This is a genomic window from Ruegeria sp. BG8 (assembly GCF_056538325.1).
This window is the reverse complement of the sequence record NZ_JBQFSZ010000009.1, coordinates 112,413-127,747: the sequence shown is the minus strand read 5'-3', so window position 1 is coordinate 127,747 and position 15,335 is coordinate 112,413. Positions and strand designations below refer to the sequence as shown.

Sequence of the window (15,335 nt, the reverse complement as noted above, 5' to 3'; positions counted from 1 at the left end):
CCGGCTTGTGAATTTTAGTTGCTCAGTCAATTTTGTCATACCTCCTGGTCGCTCTGCCAATACTAACCAAATGACATAGTCAATCGCCGGTCTATTTCTTTTAGGGTGAATTTATGAGAGGGCTTAGATGGAAAGCTTAGCCGCCGATCTCCGTCAAATGACACGTACACCCCAGAGCGAGAGCCATGTGGAAAAACTAAAGGTGTTGGGACGTCAGGTTGAATATCAAGCAGGTCACATAATTGCCGACGTCGGCGATCCAATGGTTTTTTTCATCTACATTCTGGAAGGCCGGGTAGAAGTGATTGATCCCAAATCCAGAGAAGTTTACCTGCCGAATTCTCTGGGGCCAACGCAGTTCATCGGTGAAATCGGATTTCTGAGCGGTGGCTTCTATACCTTACCCCTTCGCGCGAAAGAGACGACGCGCGTCATTGCCGTTCCGCGTGAAAAGATGCTGGAGGCCATGGCTCAAATCCCTGAGATGTAGGACATCGTCATTTCAGTCTTCGCAGCCCGCCGACGCCGCCAGATAGAAGACGGAGACAGTTCTCTGACATTGATCGGTGCTGACCGGGACCGCAATATTCGCCGAATCGAAGAGTTTGCGGTCCGTAATAAAATCCCGTTTCGCACTATGGACGTCGGTTCCGCCGATGCGACCGAGGTCGCGCACAGGTGCCACATTCAACATCAAGTGCCTGCTGTGGTATTTGGGAAAGAGCTTGTCGTTGACACCCCTACCCCGGCAAAAATTGCCCGCCTACTTGGTCTTGAGCAGTCCTTCGCGTGCGAAGAAATCATAGATGTCCTGATCGTCGGTGGTGGGCCGGCTGGGGTAGCGGCTGCCGTTTACGCGGGTGCCGAAGGGCTTTCGGCGGTTGTTGTCGAAGATCTGGCCGTCGTTGGACAGGCGGGTACATCCAGTCGAATTGAAAACTATATGGGCTTTCCAACCGGCATCTCCGGCTCGGACCTTGTGTGGCGCGGGGAAGTGCAGGCCATGAAGTTTGGCACCCGGTTTGTCAGACCCAGGCGGGCCGAACAGCTTGAGCGGAATGCTGACGGTGTATTCTGCTTGCTGCTGGACGATGGTCAGATACTGCGCGCCCGTGCGGTTGTTGTGGCGACCGGTGTACAATACCGCCGTTTGCCCTTGGAAAAACTGGAGGAATTCGAAGGGCTTGGCATCTATTACGCCGCGACAGAAATGGAAGCAAGATATTGCAGGGATTCCGATGTGATCGTTGTTGGGGGCGGCAACTCCGCCGGCCAGGCGGCCATGTATCTTTCACGATCTGCAAGACATGTGCATGTACTGGTCAGGGGCGACAGCTTAGCAGCGTCAATGTCGGATTACTTGTTGTCACGTCTGGAAAGCGATCCGGCGGTGACGATCCACTACAAGTCGCAGCTAAAGACGTATCAGGGCGAAAAGGAGATGAGCAGCGTTACGATTGATTGCGACGGCAAGGATTGGCAACTTGATTGCAAGGCCGCGTTCATCATGGTCGGCGCGGCACCCAATACGGACTGGCTGTCTAGAAACTGTCAGCTGGACTCGCGGGGTTTCGTCCTCACCGGGGCGGAAGCAGGTTCGAGCGCTTCTTTTGCAACCTCATGCCCTGGCCTTTACGCAGTAGGTGACGTGCGCGCAAAGTCCGTGAAGCGTGTCGCCGCCGCAGTTGGAGAAGGGTCGGTCGTGATTTCACAGGTTTGGGCGCATTTGAATGGCTGAAACTGCCAGCGCTGTCGTTTTCGGTTTTGTTGAAAGCAATGATGCGCGATCCAACAGTTCTTGATTGATCAAAAGGCTTTATCTCACTCTTTCTCAACATCACTGCCACTTTGAATTGTGTCGGTCTGCCCGAGCCGTTGAACACCGTGCAACGCAGATCGCGAAAGTTCGCCAATTCCCTTCGCCCAACTCGGTTTCCAAGTTCTGAGCGCAACCGCATTTCGCGAGGTGACACCATGTCAAAACCACACCCTATCGTTATCGACATATGGTCGGACTACGTCTGCCCCTACTGCTATCTGGAATTTCCGGCGCTCGACGCATTGGAGGCCGACCAGGATCGGCCGATTACCGTAAACTGGCACGCGTTTGAACTGCGTCCCTAACCAAACGCAACGCTCGACTCTGATGGGGATTACTTGCACGATGTCTGGGCCCGCTCTGTCTATCCGCTGGCGGAAGAGCGCGGGTTGCCCCTGAAACTGCCGCCGTTCCAACCCTACAGCAAGGACGCGTTGGCCGCTGCCGAATACGCCAAAGAAACACCGCATTTCGACGCTTTTTAAAAAGCGATGTTCAAGGCATTTTTCGAAGACGGGCGGGACATCGGATCGCGCGAGGTGATCGAGTACGTAGCTAGGCAGGTAGGTCTTGATCCTGCGGTGGTCTCTGACGCAATCGACAATGGCGATTATCGAGCGCGGGTGGATCGTTCGTTGAGTGAAGGTCTAGCCCTTTGTGCCCAAGGTTTTCCGTCGATTTTTCGGACAGACACCGTCACGGGTCGAAAGCTGCGGTTACCCGGTAAGGCCAATCTGGCGACCTTTAAAGCTGGATTGGCCCAGCTGAATGCGTCTGATCAGTCTGCATAAAGCATCGTGCGACGGCACTGGTTTCGCAGTACCGTCGCGCAATTCAGATTCTTCGGGGTATTCAGCCCTACAGCCGTGTTATCCCACTGCGGTTTCCCAATAGGGCGGCGTGCCGAAATGGTTGCGCAGGTGTTCGATGAACGCCGTGACCTTTTTTGATCCCCGCCTGTTTGGCAAATAAACTGCATGGATTGCCGTATCTGTTTCGCCATGCCCGGCAGTCCAATCCGGCAAAACCTGGGTCAATCGCCCCGCTTTAAGATCCTCGCCCACCAGCCAACTCGGCACCATCAAAAGACCGCCACCGTTGATCGCGGTTTGACGCAGCATCTCGGAGTTGTTGGCGACCATGCTTCCTTTGACCTTCAGGTTTAGACTCTTCCCGTCTTTTTCCATGCGCCACGTGCGATCTCCGTCTGTGAATGCAAAGCAGAGACAGTTGTGATCTTTCAGCTCGTCGGGGTGTTGCGGGGTACCGCGTTCACCCAGATAGTCAGGGCTAGCGCATATCAGCCGCCTGTGTGGCGCGAGTTTACGCGCAATCAGGCTGCTACTGTCGAGCCTGCCAATGCGGATTGCGATATCGATCCGATCCTCGACCAGGTTAACGAAACCGTCGCTCAGCTGGAAATCCAGTTCAATCTCGGGGCACCGCCGCATAAACGAACCCATCGCAGGGGCCACATGCATCGAGCCGAAGACAACCGGCATCGAGATTCTGAGCAACCCACGAGGCGCGCCGTCCGCTTCACTGACGTTACGGTTTGCATCATCAAGGGCGTCGAGCACCAGAATGGTCTGATCCAGATAACGCGCGCCCGTATCGGTCAGCGTTACGCTTCGGGTCGACCGGTTCAAAAGTTGCGTGCCGAGGCTTGCCTCAAGTGAATTTACTTGCCGCGTGAGCGATGACGTAGCCATCCCCATACGACGCGCGGCGGGCGCGAAGCCGTCTTCCTCGACTACGGCGCGAAACGCGCGAAGGGCGGCAAAGTAGTCCATCCATACTCCTAGCCATCGTTGCGTATTGCGCAATACTATTGTCTATTCTTGGGAGATTATCAACATAACGCTACTGGATCATATTCCTCTCAAACCAAGCATTGGGAGCACAACCATGGCCACCGATAAGACTGTCATAGACATCGCCATGACCTCGGATTTCATCTGTCCGTGGTGTCGCATTGGTGAAAAACGGCTTGAGAATGCGCTGGCGATGCTATCGGACGACATCAAGGTTAAACTTCGTTGGCAACCTTTCGAACTCAATCCCCACATGCGGAAAGAGGGGATGGACCGCAAAGTCTACCGGTCGATGAAGTTCGGTTCGTGGGAGCGGAGCCAGTCGCTGGATGCCGAAACGCGCTCTGGCGTGCGGGGTGTTCCGCAATTCGATATCGAAGGCACAATTGTAAGCGGCGCAAAGCCTACGGATGTACTGGCGCAGTTAATTCGGTCGGCGGCACACCAGAAGTCAGCAGGCCAGTGCGCTGCGGGTTAGTGGCAAGGCCTCTGATGGGCAACTTGGGTTGGGCAAGACGGCCCAATCCCCTTTGATGAATTTCAAACTCCAATCTCTGAAACACTCGAAGCCAAGGCTTTGATGACCCTGCCAAATGTGGGTGTCGACCCAACGAACGTCGTGGCTGTGGCGTGACAAAAAGGAAGAGAACCAATGATGTCTCAAGGCCCCAAAACACACCGCAAGACAGCACGCATGTCAATGCACCCAAAATTCGCCGACAGTTTTGCATCCGATGGATCCGCATCTGACCTGTCCGCGGCCGTGATGATCGCCTGGGCCCCGTGGGGCTCATTTGATGGTCCGGATATCCTTCAGAATAAGGAAGTTTCACAATGACACTAACCAATCCAAACGCCTCGCACCGGGGCTTTTCCCGAACCTTCGCACCTTGACACCTGTCGCTTGGCCTGATGATGCCAACCGTGTCGCTTACAAACGGCATTCCGAACATGATGGGACAGCTGGAACAGGCGGCGCGGACAAAAACCATCGCCTTGTCGACGGCAGGCATCGTGCTGCCGTTGCGCCATCCCATTCACGTCACAAAAGCCTCGGCATCATTGGATGTGCTGTCGGGTGGCCGCTTCATGCTGGGTGCGGCTTCCAGCGATCGTGCAACGGAGTACCCCGCTTTCGGCTATGATCATACCGGTCGCGGCGCAGCATATAGGGACGGCATCAAGACGATCCGTTACCTGACCGAGCATGATTTCCCTCGGTTCACGTCTGAGCGCACGTCCTTTGATGGCGGTCTTGATCTGCTTCCTAGGCCAACCGCGCCGCGCCTTCCGATCTTTGCAGCCGGCAGCGGGCAGCAAAGCGTGCAATAGATTGCTGAGCATATGGATGGATTTCCTACCCCCGTGATATCGAAGACCAGCGACGTCGTATCGGGTTGTGGCACACCGCCTTGGACCAGCGCGCGCAGGGCAACTTCAAACCTTTCGCGCAATCACTCTTCGTCGATCTGACCGATGATCCCGACGCGTCTGCAAACCCTATTTTCCTTGGCTTCCGCTTTGGGCGGAATCGGTTGATTGACCATCTGGAGAACTTAAAGACCCTTGGCGTCCATCATGTGATGATCAATTTGCGGCACAGTACGCGACCGGCTTCCGAGGTGATCGAAGAATTGGGTGCAGAGGTTTTGCCGTACTTACCTCCTCTCAATAGCGTTGCGCAAGATGCAAAGATGTTGACGAAAACCGCGTAATTATCATGGCATCCAACAAGCAATAGCTTGAACTCAGACCACTGAGACAGCGGAAAAAGGATGAATGATATGTCCAATCACAAAAACAGGGCCATTGTCATCGGCGGCTCTCTGGGTGGCCTCTTTGCGGGCAACATGCTCAAAAAAGCCGGATGGGAGGTCGATATCTACGAGCGCTCGGCACAAGATCTCGACAGTCGGGGTGGCGGAGTCGTGCTGCAACCGGACGTGGTTGAGGTGTTCCGCGAAGCGGGTGTCAATACCAGCACCATGCGCCTTGGCGTTCGGTCCAAAAACCGGATCGTCTACCGCAAAGATGGCAGCATACAGGACAAACGCCCCGCGCAGCAAATGCAGACGTCCTGGTCTTTGATCTACACCACGATGAAGGAGGCGTTCGGCGATGGACATTATCACCGGGGTCGGGTTCTGACATCCATCGAGCAGAACGAAGACGCCAAAACCGTGACCGCGATCTTCGAAGGTGGCTCGCGCGAGACCGCAGACCTCCTTGTGGGGGCCGATGGAAATGGCTCGACCGTGCGCCAGCTGATTTGGCCGGACGCGCAAGCGACTTACGCTGGCTATCTTGCCTGGCGCGGTTTGGTCCCCGAGCAAGAACTGACCCCAGCTGCCCGAGATGGTCTGGCCGGCGATTTTGGTTTCGCCAATACCAAAGGGTCGCACATTCTGGGCTACCTTGTTCCGGGAGAGGGAAACGCGACAGAGCCTGGCAAGCGGTTTTACAACTGGGTTTGGTACCGTGTCGCGGACCACGAGACTCTCAGTAAGATCATGATCGATAAGAACGGCAAACAGCGTGGATACTCGATGCCCGAGGGAAAGCTGTCCGACACCTGGAAGGCGCATGTTTATCAAGAGGCTGAAGCGTTCTTGCCAAAGCCATTCCGCGAGGCGGTTCTTTCGACACAGGAACCCTTCGCGCAGGCGATCCGCGACCTAACCGTGCCGAACATGGTGCAGGGACGCATCATCCTGCTTGGCGATGCAGCTTTCGTCCCCCGGCCACATACCGCGGCAAGCACGTCCAAAGCAGCGGCGAATGCCCTTGCGCTGTATGACGCGCTGACCCGCCACCCCGACGACGTCGATACAGCGCTGCGACGCTGGGAGCCGGGCCAGTTGATGCTGGGGACGATGCTGTACCGTCAGGGCACCCAAGCGGGCGACAGCATTCTGTTTCGCAAAGATAAGAGTGAGCGGGTCGGATAGGATCTCTACCTGAAAGGGCAACGAAAGGACCAATGTCGTCATGCATACAAGCGACGCGTGCCCTTTCTGTGATCCCAAGACGGCTCTGACGAAAACCAAGAGGGCCGCCTTCAAATGGCAAGGCGTTTCCGCATGTGCCGCCCGCGACGATCCTATCTTGAAGGTATCATTGTAAGGCGGAGCAGATCCTAAAGGAAAGGATTGATGGCCTCGCCGAAGAAAGCACAGTGGATGTGTTGTAAATCACAGAAATCATTGATTTTCCAGGCGAGAGTGCTGTTTCGCCACTCCGGTTCAGAGAAACCATCAATTGGTAAGAAAAGGAGATCGCAAACCAACCGCATCTGTAGAATTGATGGATATCGAAGGTAAGGCCATTGGCGCAGCGCATTTGACGCAAACGCCCCATGGGGTACTGGTGCATGTACGCGTGAGCGGCCTGGAACCCGGTGCAAAAGGGATTCATTTGCATTCACGGGCTGAGTGTGCGGCGGATACTGGGTTCAAGTCTTCCAAGGGACACCACGGCGAAGGCGAAGGTGAACACGGTCTTCTGAATGCAAATGGACCGGGCATGGGCGACCTACGGAACATCTATGTTGGCACAGACGGCGTTGGAGAAATGCAGTTCTTCAAGAATGACGTATTTTTGAACAGTGGAGATCTGCCGCTTCTTGACGATGACGGAACAGCGATAGTGATCCACGCCAATGCCGATGACCAAGTGACACAGCCAATAGGAGGTGCAGGTCCGCGCATTGTGTGCGGTGTCGTTCAAGCCAGCTAAACCAGATTAGATGCCGAAGGGGTCGTGCTTCTTTGGAGCAACCATAAGCTAGCGCAACCTGAATGCGTTGAAGCTGGTCATTTCTGCCGCAAAGATCAATGGCAGAAAAGTCTCGATCTCAGGTCACCTGATCAAGGGAAAATCTGGAAGTTGCAGCCATAGTCCGGACTACGGATTGTGGCTGCAACATCGAAACAGTGTAGTGGATTGGGCCGCCCGCGAAGAAGGCCTAGATTACCTGAATTTCAATGACTGCTGCGATAGCCGAAGCATTTTCTAATTCGACCCTAAAAATATCTTAATGTCCTATCCAACTTTTGGCGAAGGACCACCTGGACCACCTGGACCGCCCTGAGATTGCCGTCCATTTGGTATCTTGCGGGCGCGGGTTTTCGCCATGAAATCGTAAGGATCACATCTTCCCGAACCCGGTTTCCGATTGTCCCACAACCAACATCGTCGAGGTTTCCGCGACTTCGGGCAGGTTTTGCACCGTGGTTGTGATGAACAGGCGCAGGGCGTCGATATCCGGAAACCAAGCCTTTAGAATATAGTCCTCGGCGCCGGTCACCATCAGACATTCCGTAACCTCGGGGCTTTGTCTGACGGTCTGTTGGAACACCGCGTGGCCGTCTGGGTTATGTTTGGCCAATTTCACGGAGATCAGCACACAAATCTGTATGCCAAGATTCTCGGGTGAGATGTCTGCGTGATACCCACGAATGATACCCGTCTGTTCCAATTTTCTGACGCGGCGGGCGCAGGGCGTGGGCGAGAGCCCGACGATTTCGGCAAGATCGCTGATAGCAAGACGTCCATCGCGCCTGAGTTCCGCAAGAATGCGTTTGTCAATGTCATCCAGCGCGGTCACTGTCATAATCCCCTAATATTCGGCTCAATATTAGCGGAAACCATTAAATGTTACAGTGATAAAGAAAAAAACGCCGAGATAGCGCGTGCGAATATGGCTATCCTACTACTGTACCATGCAGGAGATCCGATATGAGGTTGGAAAGCAGGTTAGACAGTGCAGGTGAGCGGGTTGTAAACCCTGCAGGTTTTGCCGATTGGTTATCCGAGACGAATGAAATCACGCGGGCCTTTCTGGCCGCTGGTCAAATTCCTGGTCTGCTGAATATCGCAGGGGGTCTGCCCGAACCCACCACCTATCCCGGTCGCCAGATCGCTGAACTGGCCCGACAGGTTATCCAGGCCCATCCGGCCGAGACGCTGGGGTATGGCCCGATCGAAGGCCTTCCGGAACTGCGCGAGATCGTCGCGCAGCGGTTTTCAACTGGAAACGTAAAACTGACAGCCGCAAACGTGTTGATTACAACAAGCGGGATGCAGGCGCTCGACCTGCTGGGAAAGGTCTTGCTGGACGAAGGGGATCTGGTTGCGGGACAGTTTCCAACCTATCTCGGGGCCCTTGATGCTTGGCGCCCCCGCCGCCCGCGCTATCGGAACATGGATTTGAATGCCGCAGGGTTCGATCCGTTTGAGGCGATGAGCGGCGCAAAGTTCGCCTATACTGTGCCCAACTTCTCAAACCCCACCGGGCGATTGGTTGGGCTGGAGGCGCGGCAAGCGTTGCTGGCCGCATCCCATCAAACTGGGGCTTGGCTAGTCGAGGACGATCCCTATGGCAGCCTTTGCTATGATGGGCCTATGCCCCCGAACTTGCTTGATCTGGCCCTTCAGACCGGGGATGTGTCCAACACCGTCTATCTTGGCACGATGTCAAAATTGATCGCCCCCGGCCTGCGTGTGGGCTGGGTGATTGCCAAGCCCGAGATGATTGCCGCCCTGACGCTTGCCAAACAGGGGTCGGACATGTGCACAAGCGGCATCACGCAGCGAATAACCTATGAAATCCTGAAATCCGACCTGATCGGGGCAAGCCAGCCCAAGGTCCTCGACCTCTATCGTAGACGACGCGATGCCCTGTGTACGGCCCTGACAACCCATCTGGCCGATTGGTTCGAATGGGAGGTGCCCACCGGCGGTATGTTTGTCTGGGCCCAAACGCGCGAGGAACGTATCGACACCGACCGTCTGTTCGAGATTGCGCTGGAGGAAAAGGTCTGCATCTCGCCCAGTAGTGTTTTTGATGCCCATGGGGAGTACCGGCAGGGGATCCGTCTGAATTTCACCTTGAACGACGGGGCCAATTTGACCGAGGCCGTTCGAAGATTGGCCAAAGCGGTCGAACGTCTGCTCAACGAGAAAGGGTAAAGAATGCCGGTAACCGTCCATCCCGAAAAGGCCTCTGTCAGTCAGGACCAGACCGAGGCGTGGCAAGGAGTGCCCGCAAGTATCGTGGCCGATTTGCAGCCATCCTGCCTGATTGATCCTGCGATCCGGGCGCAGACCTTGGGAACCGAGCCACTGCATTTACTGGGGCGGGCCATAACTGTTGCGGTTTCGCCACCGGATTTTGGTGCGGTCATTCATGTGCTGGATCATGCAAAACCCGGCGACGTTGTTGTGATCGCCGCTAGTGGCGAAACCGAATTCGCCATGATCGGCGAAATTCTGGGCGGGCATCTGAGGGCCCTTGGCTGCAAAGGTGTGATCGTCGACGGGGCCGTGCGCGATATAGACACGCTGGGCTCATGGACGGATTTTCCCGTCTTCGCCCGCAGCGTCACGCCCCGAGGCCCGACCAGCGCCAGCGCCGGAGAGGTCAACGCATCCGTTTCTTTCGGCGGATGCAGGATAGCGTCGGGGGACCTGATCTTGGGCGATCGCGACGGGCTTGTTACCCTTTCTTCGGATACTGCCCGTGATTTGCTGCCTGATGCGAAAGACAAAATCGCCAAAGAGGCTGAATGGATCGCCGGGCTGAGAGCAGGCCAACGTGCCACGAAAGTTTTTGGGCTATGAGGGCATGAGCCGTTCCGAAACCGCAATTGTTCGGCTCACGTTGTAGTGATGGAAGCAATCCGCGCAATTCGCTACTTGATAGACGATGATCGGACCGTTCGACTATGTGGCTTGGCGGCTGGTCATCTCGAGTTTCAATGCTAGCCTTGTTGGATAAGACGGCACAGCTGATTGTTACGTAAAAAGAAGTTACACTGCGTGCAAAGCCCATGGGGAGGGTAAGGGTTTGAAAACGCCACGCCACATTTCCGCGCAAGAGGCGGCGCAACTCGTCCGCTCAGGGCATTGGATTGATTATGGCGTGACCATTGGCCAGCCCGATGTTTTTGATGCCGCCCTTGCGAAGCGGGTTGCCGAACTCAGCGATGTCAAATTCCGCTCATGCATCACGGTCAAACCCCGCGCAGTTTTGGAAGCCGACCCGGAGGGCAAGCATTTCCACTGGTTCAGTTGGCATTTCTCCGGCTACGACCGAAACAAAAGCGACAAGGGGATCGCGCACTATATGCCGATTAATCTGGGTGAGATCCCGGATTATTACCGCCGATTTATCGACCCCGGCGACGTCGCGGTGATCAAAGTACACCCTAAGGACGCGAACGGGTACTATAACTTTGGCGGCACAAACCTATGGCATGGCGCCATTCTGAAAGCAGCTAGAACCGTTATCGTCGAAGTAACAGAAGGCCTTCCCTACACCCACGGTTTGGAGTGCGGTATTAACGAAAGCGAAGTTGATTTTGTCATTGACGGTGACAACACACCCGCAACCGAATTACCAGATTTGCCAGTCACGGATGTGGATCGTGCGGTCGGGGCGCTTGTTGCCTCAGAGATCGAAGATGGCTCTTGCATCCAAGTTGGCATAGGGGGCATGCCGAATGCCGTTTGCGCCTCGCTATTGGACAGCGGCGCGAAAGACCTTGGCATTCATTCTGAGATGCTGACCGATAGCATGGTGGATCTTGTGCGTTCCGGTCAGGCCACCGGCGCGCACAAGAATTTGGACAAGGGCAAGCACACCTACGGCTTCGCGCTTGGCAGCCGTCGCCTTTATGAGACGATTGACGACAACCCAGAGTTCCACTGCTGCCCGGCGGATTATACAAACCCGCCTCACATCATCATGCAAAACGACCGTGTTGTGGCGATCAACAACACAACTCAGGTCGATTTGACGGGGCAGGCTGCCTCGGAATCCGATGGGTTCCGACATATCAGTGGCACGGGCGGTCAGTTGCAATTTGTGCGCGGAGCCTATGCATCCGAAGGCGGCAAGTCGTTTATATGCCTCTCGTCAGTTTTCTCGAAAGGAGAGGTGCGTAAAAGCCGTATCGTACTAAACCTGACACCGGGCAATACGGTTACAACGACCCGGATGGATCAAATGTATGTCGTTACTGAATATGGAATGGTCAACCTCAAAGGCCAATCTGTGGCGGAACGCGCACGCGGATTGATTTCGATCGCACATCCCGACTTTCGCGAAGAGCTAGAACGCGACGCGCGCGGGTATGGGCTGATCCCACAGACGGTCTACCCTGTTGGCGCATCTCTACCGACAGGTAACAGCGAGGGTTAAATTTACCGGACGAACGCGTTGGCTCTGATACTGGAAATTTAAGAGATAGGGCTGGTGCTACTGGAAACGGCCACGATGATGGGCATTTCGAGACGCACTGAATGGGATTTTGTCGTTGTCTCAAGACACACAGCGGGAACGAGAGGTCATTAATTCCCAAACAGTGCGGTCCGCAGTATTGCTCACGCCATTATCTGATTCCTGAAACTCCAAGCTTTCTGATAATCGTCATCGAGATCCGGGGTACGTGCGCTGCGAGAACCTATCGACTTCTCACCCGGCGTCGTATCAAATCGCGTGTCGACGCTAAGGATCAACGCGAGGTTATGCGGAAATAGCATCGCGCCGAAATGGCGAGGCAAGTTTTCGAGCCGACGGTAACTCCAAATGGAAAAGGCGTGCCATTTAAGGCTTCGGCTTAGGCAACGGATCGGTACATGGAGCGGATCGAGTTGACTGCGGCCCGTTCGAGTAAAAATTCGGATGACTGCAAAGTCCGCTCTTATCACCTTGGCCAATATCGACTTCCGGTAAGTGCGGCGAACGGAGGCTATGTGACAGGCAATCACGGTACCATGGACCCACCATGGAGGTCGTTGATGGGCGATCAGCAGGCAGACAGCCCGCGACGGATCCAAGAAATCATGACGCAAGCATGCAGGCCTCCTGATACTCAAACGTTGTTTCTGCGATGCTTTGAATGCGTTGCATTCGCCACTTAACCGAGCGAAAACAAGTCGCATTGTCAGGCGTTGGAATGGAGTTCCCTACACCTGACTTTTCGGATGCTGCGGATCCGATATCAATGCGATGCAAGGCTGCTTTCTATCGCTGACAATCCGGTTTCAATGTTGTCGACCACATAGCTTTCCATCGCGGGGTCATCGGATGAGAAATTCGCAATCCACTCGATGAACAGGCTCTCCCCGGGCTGTACTGACAATGTGGCCGTGTATTTCTCTAAGGGCATAGAGGAGCTGACCATCTTGTATGTGTAGGAAAGCCCTTCTTCTTGCGCGATGCGCTTTTGAACCATCTGGTCTCCGGCTTCTGTGGTCAACACGCGGACCAGCGAGCCATCCATGACTTTCAGCGCACACGACGATACATTCGGATGCCAATCATCAATATCGCAAAAGTCACCGATCAGGTGCCAAACCTTTGGCGTTGAAGGTGAAAGTTCTAGGGACCGTTTTACCTGAAACTCTCCTGAACACGCCATCGAGGCGCAAAGCAGACTGGCGGCAATGGCTGAGAGACTGATTTTGGAAGTCATGTTGTTTCCTTTCGAGAGTTTAAAAGCAGCAGAATCTTCTTGCCTCATGATGAGAGTCTTCGCAGGCTTATTGGCGCATGGAGGCGGTCGAAATGTCCGGAGAAAAAGCTGAAAAAAATCTGAAATCTTTCAGTGATGTTCCCTTGGGCGACTTCGTTTTTTCTGTTGAGGCGGATGAGTTGCGCGATGGGTCCGGGAACCCGGTGCATCTGCGGCGCCAGAGTTCCGAAGTTCTTTCATATCTCGTTGATCGGGTAGGCGAGACCGTTTCAAAGGCCGAATTAATTGAAAACGTATGGGCCAAGGCAGCCGTCACCGATGACAGCCTTTCTCAATGTATCGCGGATATTCGCAGGGCATTGAATGATACTGATCACAAGATGATTCAAACGCTTTCCAAGAAAGGCTATCGATTGGTTCCGACGCCTCTTTCTACAGGGACGTCCGCAGCAATGGCTACATCCGGGACTGGCGGGGGTGCCAACCGCATGAAATTGGCTGCATTCAGCCTGATCATAGTTTTCATGTTGGGCTTAGGTGCATTCTGGGGGGTGGGGAAGGAAAGGTTTACCTCTTCGGACAAGCCGCCTTTGCCCAACAAGCCGTCAATTGCAGTTCTGGCATTCGAAGACCTCAGCGTCGGCGCAGATGCCGAATACCTCAGTGACGCTATCGCTGAGGGCATCATTGTGGATTTATCCCGGTATTCCGAACTCTTTGTTATCGCGCGAAACTCAAGCTTCAGTTTTCGCGAAAGTACCACTGACGTCAGCCGAATCTCCCGTGCTCTTGGTGTCCGTTACCTCTTGGAAGGTAGCCAGCAAAAGAGCGGTGATCAGCTGCGCGTGACCGTCCAATTGATTGATGCCGTTCAAGGTCAAAGCCTTTGGTCAAATGTATACAACAGTGACTTAGGTGATGTCTTTGCGATGCAGGATGAAATCGTACAGAGAACCGTCGCGACCGTGGCGCAACGCGTCATCACTATAGAAGGCCAGAAAGCGATCAAGTCGGACGAGGCTAAGCTGACTGCACTGCTTTTGAATTGGAAAGCGCGTCAGCACCTCTTTTCCTTCACCCCCGAGGGCAATGAAAAGGCCCGGCTTGCCAACCTGGCGGCAGTTGAAGCCGATCCGACGCAACCTTACGGATATGTCGGGCTGACATTCGTTCACATCAACAGATACCGTTGGGGATGGACAGATGAAGACCCAATTGTCGAGTTGGATGCCGCACGCAGCTATGCACGCAAGGCCGTTCAGGTCGGTCCCGAGTACTATGATGCGCATACGGCGATGGCATACATGCATATCCAGGAGGGCGAGCTTGAAAAATCAGTGGCTCGCTTTCGAAAAGCATTGGAGCTCAACCCAAACGATACGAGCGCAATGGCCGCGCTGGCCGAAGCCCTGACATATAGCGGGCAGGCGGACGAGGCCGAAGACCTGATGCTGCGCGTTGTTCGTCTGGACCCGCTTCATCAGGACTGGATCAAATGGAACCTTGCATGGGTGCAATGGCACACGCGGAATTGTGACGATGCTTTGGAAACCATGAACGGCATGTCCGAGATCCCTCCGATGGCCTATCGCGTGCTTGCAATCATCCAGATGTGTCGCGGCGATCAGGCTGAGGCGCGCAAAGCGGTAGAGCAGTTGATGGACTTCGACCCTGAATACTCTCTGCAGGACGTACTTCACAACTATGAAGGCAAGTATGTTGTCGCCTCGGATCTGGAACGTGTGCTTAACGACTTGCGCGCAGCGGGTTTGCCGGAATAGGGCGCGGTTGGAACTAAAGTTTCGAAGTTCAGACATCCGCTCTAGGTGACTTCTCCAGCGCTTTGATTAGGCTTGCTGATGTTGCTTTCGGTTTTGCTATCGCCGAGGCTTTGCACACCCTGCCGGGTGAGGATTTGCACGCTAAGTGAAATTGAGAGTGGCATATAGGTTGAGCCATTGCCGAAAATGGTAGGCGAAGTGCGAAGCACTGGTAAATTCGGCTGTTCCATGACCTATCGTTCGGTCCGATATTTCTTCCTATTTCGACCATATGTTGGTGGCAGAACACCTTTTACGCGTTGTAGTTTTCTGTCCGTGATCGGGGCGGGTCCGGCGTGTTTCACGTCAGTTTGCGCATCGAAGCCTAGTTTTCACCGTGCGACTGCAAGAGTGACAAAAACAAAGATTTATTGCCAAGGGCTTGTGAAGCAGGCTTTTTCAA

Annotated in this window: 17 protein-coding genes; 13 read left to right on the top strand and 4 right to left on the bottom strand. The window is 54.6% G+C overall.

Annotated features, from left to right (window positions below; translation table 11 throughout):
• Nucleotides 1-157 precede the first annotated feature (157 nt).
• The 5 genes from ACR0DG_RS16910 (at nucleotide 158) to ACR0DG_RS16890 (ending at nucleotide 2,610) form a co-directional block, all read left to right on the top strand.
• Nucleotides 158-490, top strand: a complete 333-nt coding sequence (locus ACR0DG_RS16910) for a Crp/Fnr family transcriptional regulator (RefSeq protein WP_480698777.1) — start codon at nucleotides 158-160, stop codon at nucleotides 488-490.
• 147 nt (nucleotides 491-637) lie between these two features.
• Entirely contained in the window at nucleotides 638-1,738 is a 1,101-nt protein-coding gene (locus ACR0DG_RS16905) for an NAD(P)/FAD-dependent oxidoreductase (protein ID WP_480707233.1), read from the top strand.
• Between the two features lie 236 nt (nucleotides 1,739-1,974).
• Entirely contained in the window at nucleotides 1,975-2,124 is a 150-nt protein-coding gene (locus tag ACR0DG_RS16900) for a DsbA family oxidoreductase (protein WP_480698773.1), read from the top strand.
• Nucleotides 2,125-2,157: 33 nt separating this feature from the next.
• Entirely contained in the window at nucleotides 2,158-2,304 is a 147-nt protein-coding gene (locus ACR0DG_RS16895) for a hypothetical protein (RefSeq protein WP_480698771.1), read from the top strand.
• Nucleotides 2,305-2,310: 6 nt separating this feature from the next.
• Entirely contained in the window at nucleotides 2,311-2,610 is a 300-nt protein-coding gene (locus tag ACR0DG_RS16890; RefSeq protein ID WP_480698769.1) for a DsbA family oxidoreductase, read from the top strand.
• A 78-nt stretch (nucleotides 2,611-2,688) separates the two neighbouring features.
• Here ACR0DG_RS16890 and ACR0DG_RS16885 read toward each other — a convergent pair whose 3' ends face one another.
• Nucleotides 2,689-3,612, bottom strand: coding sequence for a LysR family transcriptional regulator (locus tag ACR0DG_RS16885; protein ID WP_480698767.1), 924 nt, complete (start codon nucleotides 3,610-3,612; stop codon nucleotides 2,689-2,691).
• A gap of 115 nt (nucleotides 3,613-3,727) precedes the next feature.
• Here ACR0DG_RS16885 and ACR0DG_RS16880 point away from each other — a divergent pair, with 115 nt between their 5' ends.
• From ACR0DG_RS16880 to ACR0DG_RS16865, 4 genes are all read left to right on the top strand, one after another.
• Entirely contained in the window at nucleotides 3,728-4,111 is a 384-nt protein-coding gene (locus tag ACR0DG_RS16880; protein ID WP_480698765.1) for a DsbA family protein, read from the top strand.
• Nucleotides 4,112-4,557: 446 nt separating this feature from the next.
• Nucleotides 4,558-4,965 (top strand): LLM class flavin-dependent oxidoreductase, encoded by a 408-nt coding sequence (locus ACR0DG_RS16875; RefSeq protein WP_480698763.1) that lies wholly within the window; start codon nucleotides 4,558-4,560, stop codon nucleotides 4,963-4,965.
• Between the two features lie 452 nt (nucleotides 4,966-5,417).
• On the top strand, nucleotides 5,418-6,581 hold the full coding sequence (locus tag ACR0DG_RS16870; RefSeq protein WP_480698761.1) for an FAD binding domain-containing protein: 1,164 nt from the start codon (nucleotides 5,418-5,420) through the stop codon (nucleotides 6,579-6,581).
• A gap of 355 nt (nucleotides 6,582-6,936) precedes the next feature.
• Complete coding sequence (locus ACR0DG_RS16865) at nucleotides 6,937-7,368, top strand: superoxide dismutase family protein (protein ID WP_480707231.1); 432 nt, start codon at nucleotides 6,937-6,939, stop codon at nucleotides 7,366-7,368.
• Between the two features lie 412 nt (nucleotides 7,369-7,780).
• Here ACR0DG_RS16865 and ACR0DG_RS16860 read toward each other — a convergent pair whose 3' ends face one another.
• Nucleotides 7,781-8,245, bottom strand: coding sequence for an Lrp/AsnC family transcriptional regulator (locus ACR0DG_RS16860; RefSeq protein ID WP_480698757.1), 465 nt, complete (start codon nucleotides 8,243-8,245; stop codon nucleotides 7,781-7,783).
• Between the two features lie 125 nt (nucleotides 8,246-8,370).
• Here ACR0DG_RS16860 and ACR0DG_RS16855 point away from each other — a divergent pair, with 125 nt between their 5' ends.
• The 3 genes from ACR0DG_RS16855 (at nucleotide 8,371) to ACR0DG_RS16845 (ending at nucleotide 11,836) form a co-directional block, all read left to right on the top strand.
• Nucleotides 8,371-9,603: an aminotransferase-like domain-containing protein gene (locus ACR0DG_RS16855; RefSeq protein ID WP_480698755.1), complete on the top strand. Its 1,233-nt coding sequence runs from the start codon at nucleotides 8,371-8,373 to the stop codon at nucleotides 9,601-9,603.
• A 3-nt stretch (nucleotides 9,604-9,606) separates the two neighbouring features.
• On the top strand, nucleotides 9,607-10,254 hold the full coding sequence (locus tag ACR0DG_RS16850) for an RraA family protein (protein WP_480698753.1): 648 nt from the start codon (nucleotides 9,607-9,609) through the stop codon (nucleotides 10,252-10,254).
• A 226-nt stretch (nucleotides 10,255-10,480) separates the two neighbouring features.
• The gene (locus ACR0DG_RS16845; RefSeq protein WP_480698751.1) at nucleotides 10,481-11,836 is read left to right on the top strand and encodes an acetyl-CoA hydrolase/transferase family protein; all 1,356 of its coding nucleotides are present in this window, start codon (nucleotides 10,481-10,483) and stop codon (nucleotides 11,834-11,836) included.
• Nucleotides 11,837-12,638: 802 nt separating this feature from the next.
• Here the strand turns inward: ACR0DG_RS16845 and ACR0DG_RS16840 are convergent.
• Nucleotides 12,639-13,112: an SRPBCC family protein gene (locus tag ACR0DG_RS16840; protein WP_480698749.1), complete on the bottom strand. Its 474-nt coding sequence runs from the start codon at nucleotides 13,110-13,112 to the stop codon at nucleotides 12,639-12,641.
• A 143-nt stretch (nucleotides 13,113-13,255) separates the two neighbouring features.
• Between ACR0DG_RS16840 and ACR0DG_RS16835 the strand changes: the two genes are divergently transcribed.
• Complete coding sequence (locus ACR0DG_RS16835) at nucleotides 13,256-14,893, top strand: winged helix-turn-helix domain-containing protein (RefSeq protein ID WP_480707229.1); 1,638 nt, start codon at nucleotides 13,256-13,258, stop codon at nucleotides 14,891-14,893.
• A gap of 41 nt (nucleotides 14,894-14,934) precedes the next feature.
• On the opposite strand, the gene ACR0DG_RS16830 is transcribed toward ACR0DG_RS16835, so the two are convergent.
• Nucleotides 14,935-15,123, bottom strand: coding sequence for a hypothetical protein (locus ACR0DG_RS16830; RefSeq protein ID WP_480707228.1), 189 nt, complete (start codon nucleotides 15,121-15,123; stop codon nucleotides 14,935-14,937).
• Nucleotides 15,124-15,335: the final 212 nt, after the last annotated feature.

What these genes read in the sequence shown, in the direction of transcription:
- ACR0DG_RS16885 (WP_480698767.1), bottom strand. Translation starts at nt 3,612, where the DNA reads ATGGACTACTTTGCCGCCCTTCGCGCGTTTCGCGCCGTAGTCGAGGAA.
- ACR0DG_RS16850 (WP_480698753.1), top strand. Translation starts at nt 9,607, where the DNA reads ATGCCGGTAACCGTCCATCCCGAAAAGGCCTCTGTCAGTCAGGACCAG.
- ACR0DG_RS16890 (WP_480698769.1), top strand. Translation starts at nt 2,311, where the DNA reads ATGTTCAAGGCATTTTTCGAAGACGGGCGGGACATCGGATCGCGCGAG.
- ACR0DG_RS16830 (WP_480707228.1), bottom strand. Translation starts at nt 15,123, where the DNA reads ATGGAACAGCCGAATTTACCAGTGCTTCGCACTTCGCCTACCATTTTC.
- ACR0DG_RS16880 (WP_480698765.1), top strand. Translation starts at nt 3,728, where the DNA reads ATGGCCACCGATAAGACTGTCATAGACATCGCCATGACCTCGGATTTC.
- ACR0DG_RS16860 (WP_480698757.1), bottom strand. Translation starts at nt 8,245, where the DNA reads ATGACAGTGACCGCGCTGGATGACATTGACAAACGCATTCTTGCGGAA.
- ACR0DG_RS16900 (WP_480698773.1), top strand. Translation starts at nt 1,975, where the DNA reads ATGTCAAAACCACACCCTATCGTTATCGACATATGGTCGGACTACGTC.
- ACR0DG_RS16910 (WP_480698777.1), top strand. Translation starts at nt 158, where the DNA reads ATGACACGTACACCCCAGAGCGAGAGCCATGTGGAAAAACTAAAGGTG.
- ACR0DG_RS16865 (WP_480707231.1), top strand. Translation starts at nt 6,937, where the DNA reads ATGGATATCGAAGGTAAGGCCATTGGCGCAGCGCATTTGACGCAAACG.
- ACR0DG_RS16855 (WP_480698755.1), top strand. Translation starts at nt 8,371, where the DNA reads ATGAGGTTGGAAAGCAGGTTAGACAGTGCAGGTGAGCGGGTTGTAAAC.
- ACR0DG_RS16905 (WP_480707233.1), top strand. Translation starts at nt 638, where the DNA reads ATGGACGTCGGTTCCGCCGATGCGACCGAGGTCGCGCACAGGTGCCAC.
- ACR0DG_RS16870 (WP_480698761.1), top strand. Translation starts at nt 5,418, where the DNA reads ATGTCCAATCACAAAAACAGGGCCATTGTCATCGGCGGCTCTCTGGGT.
- ACR0DG_RS16840 (WP_480698749.1), bottom strand. Translation starts at nt 13,112, where the DNA reads ATGACTTCCAAAATCAGTCTCTCAGCCATTGCCGCCAGTCTGCTTTGC.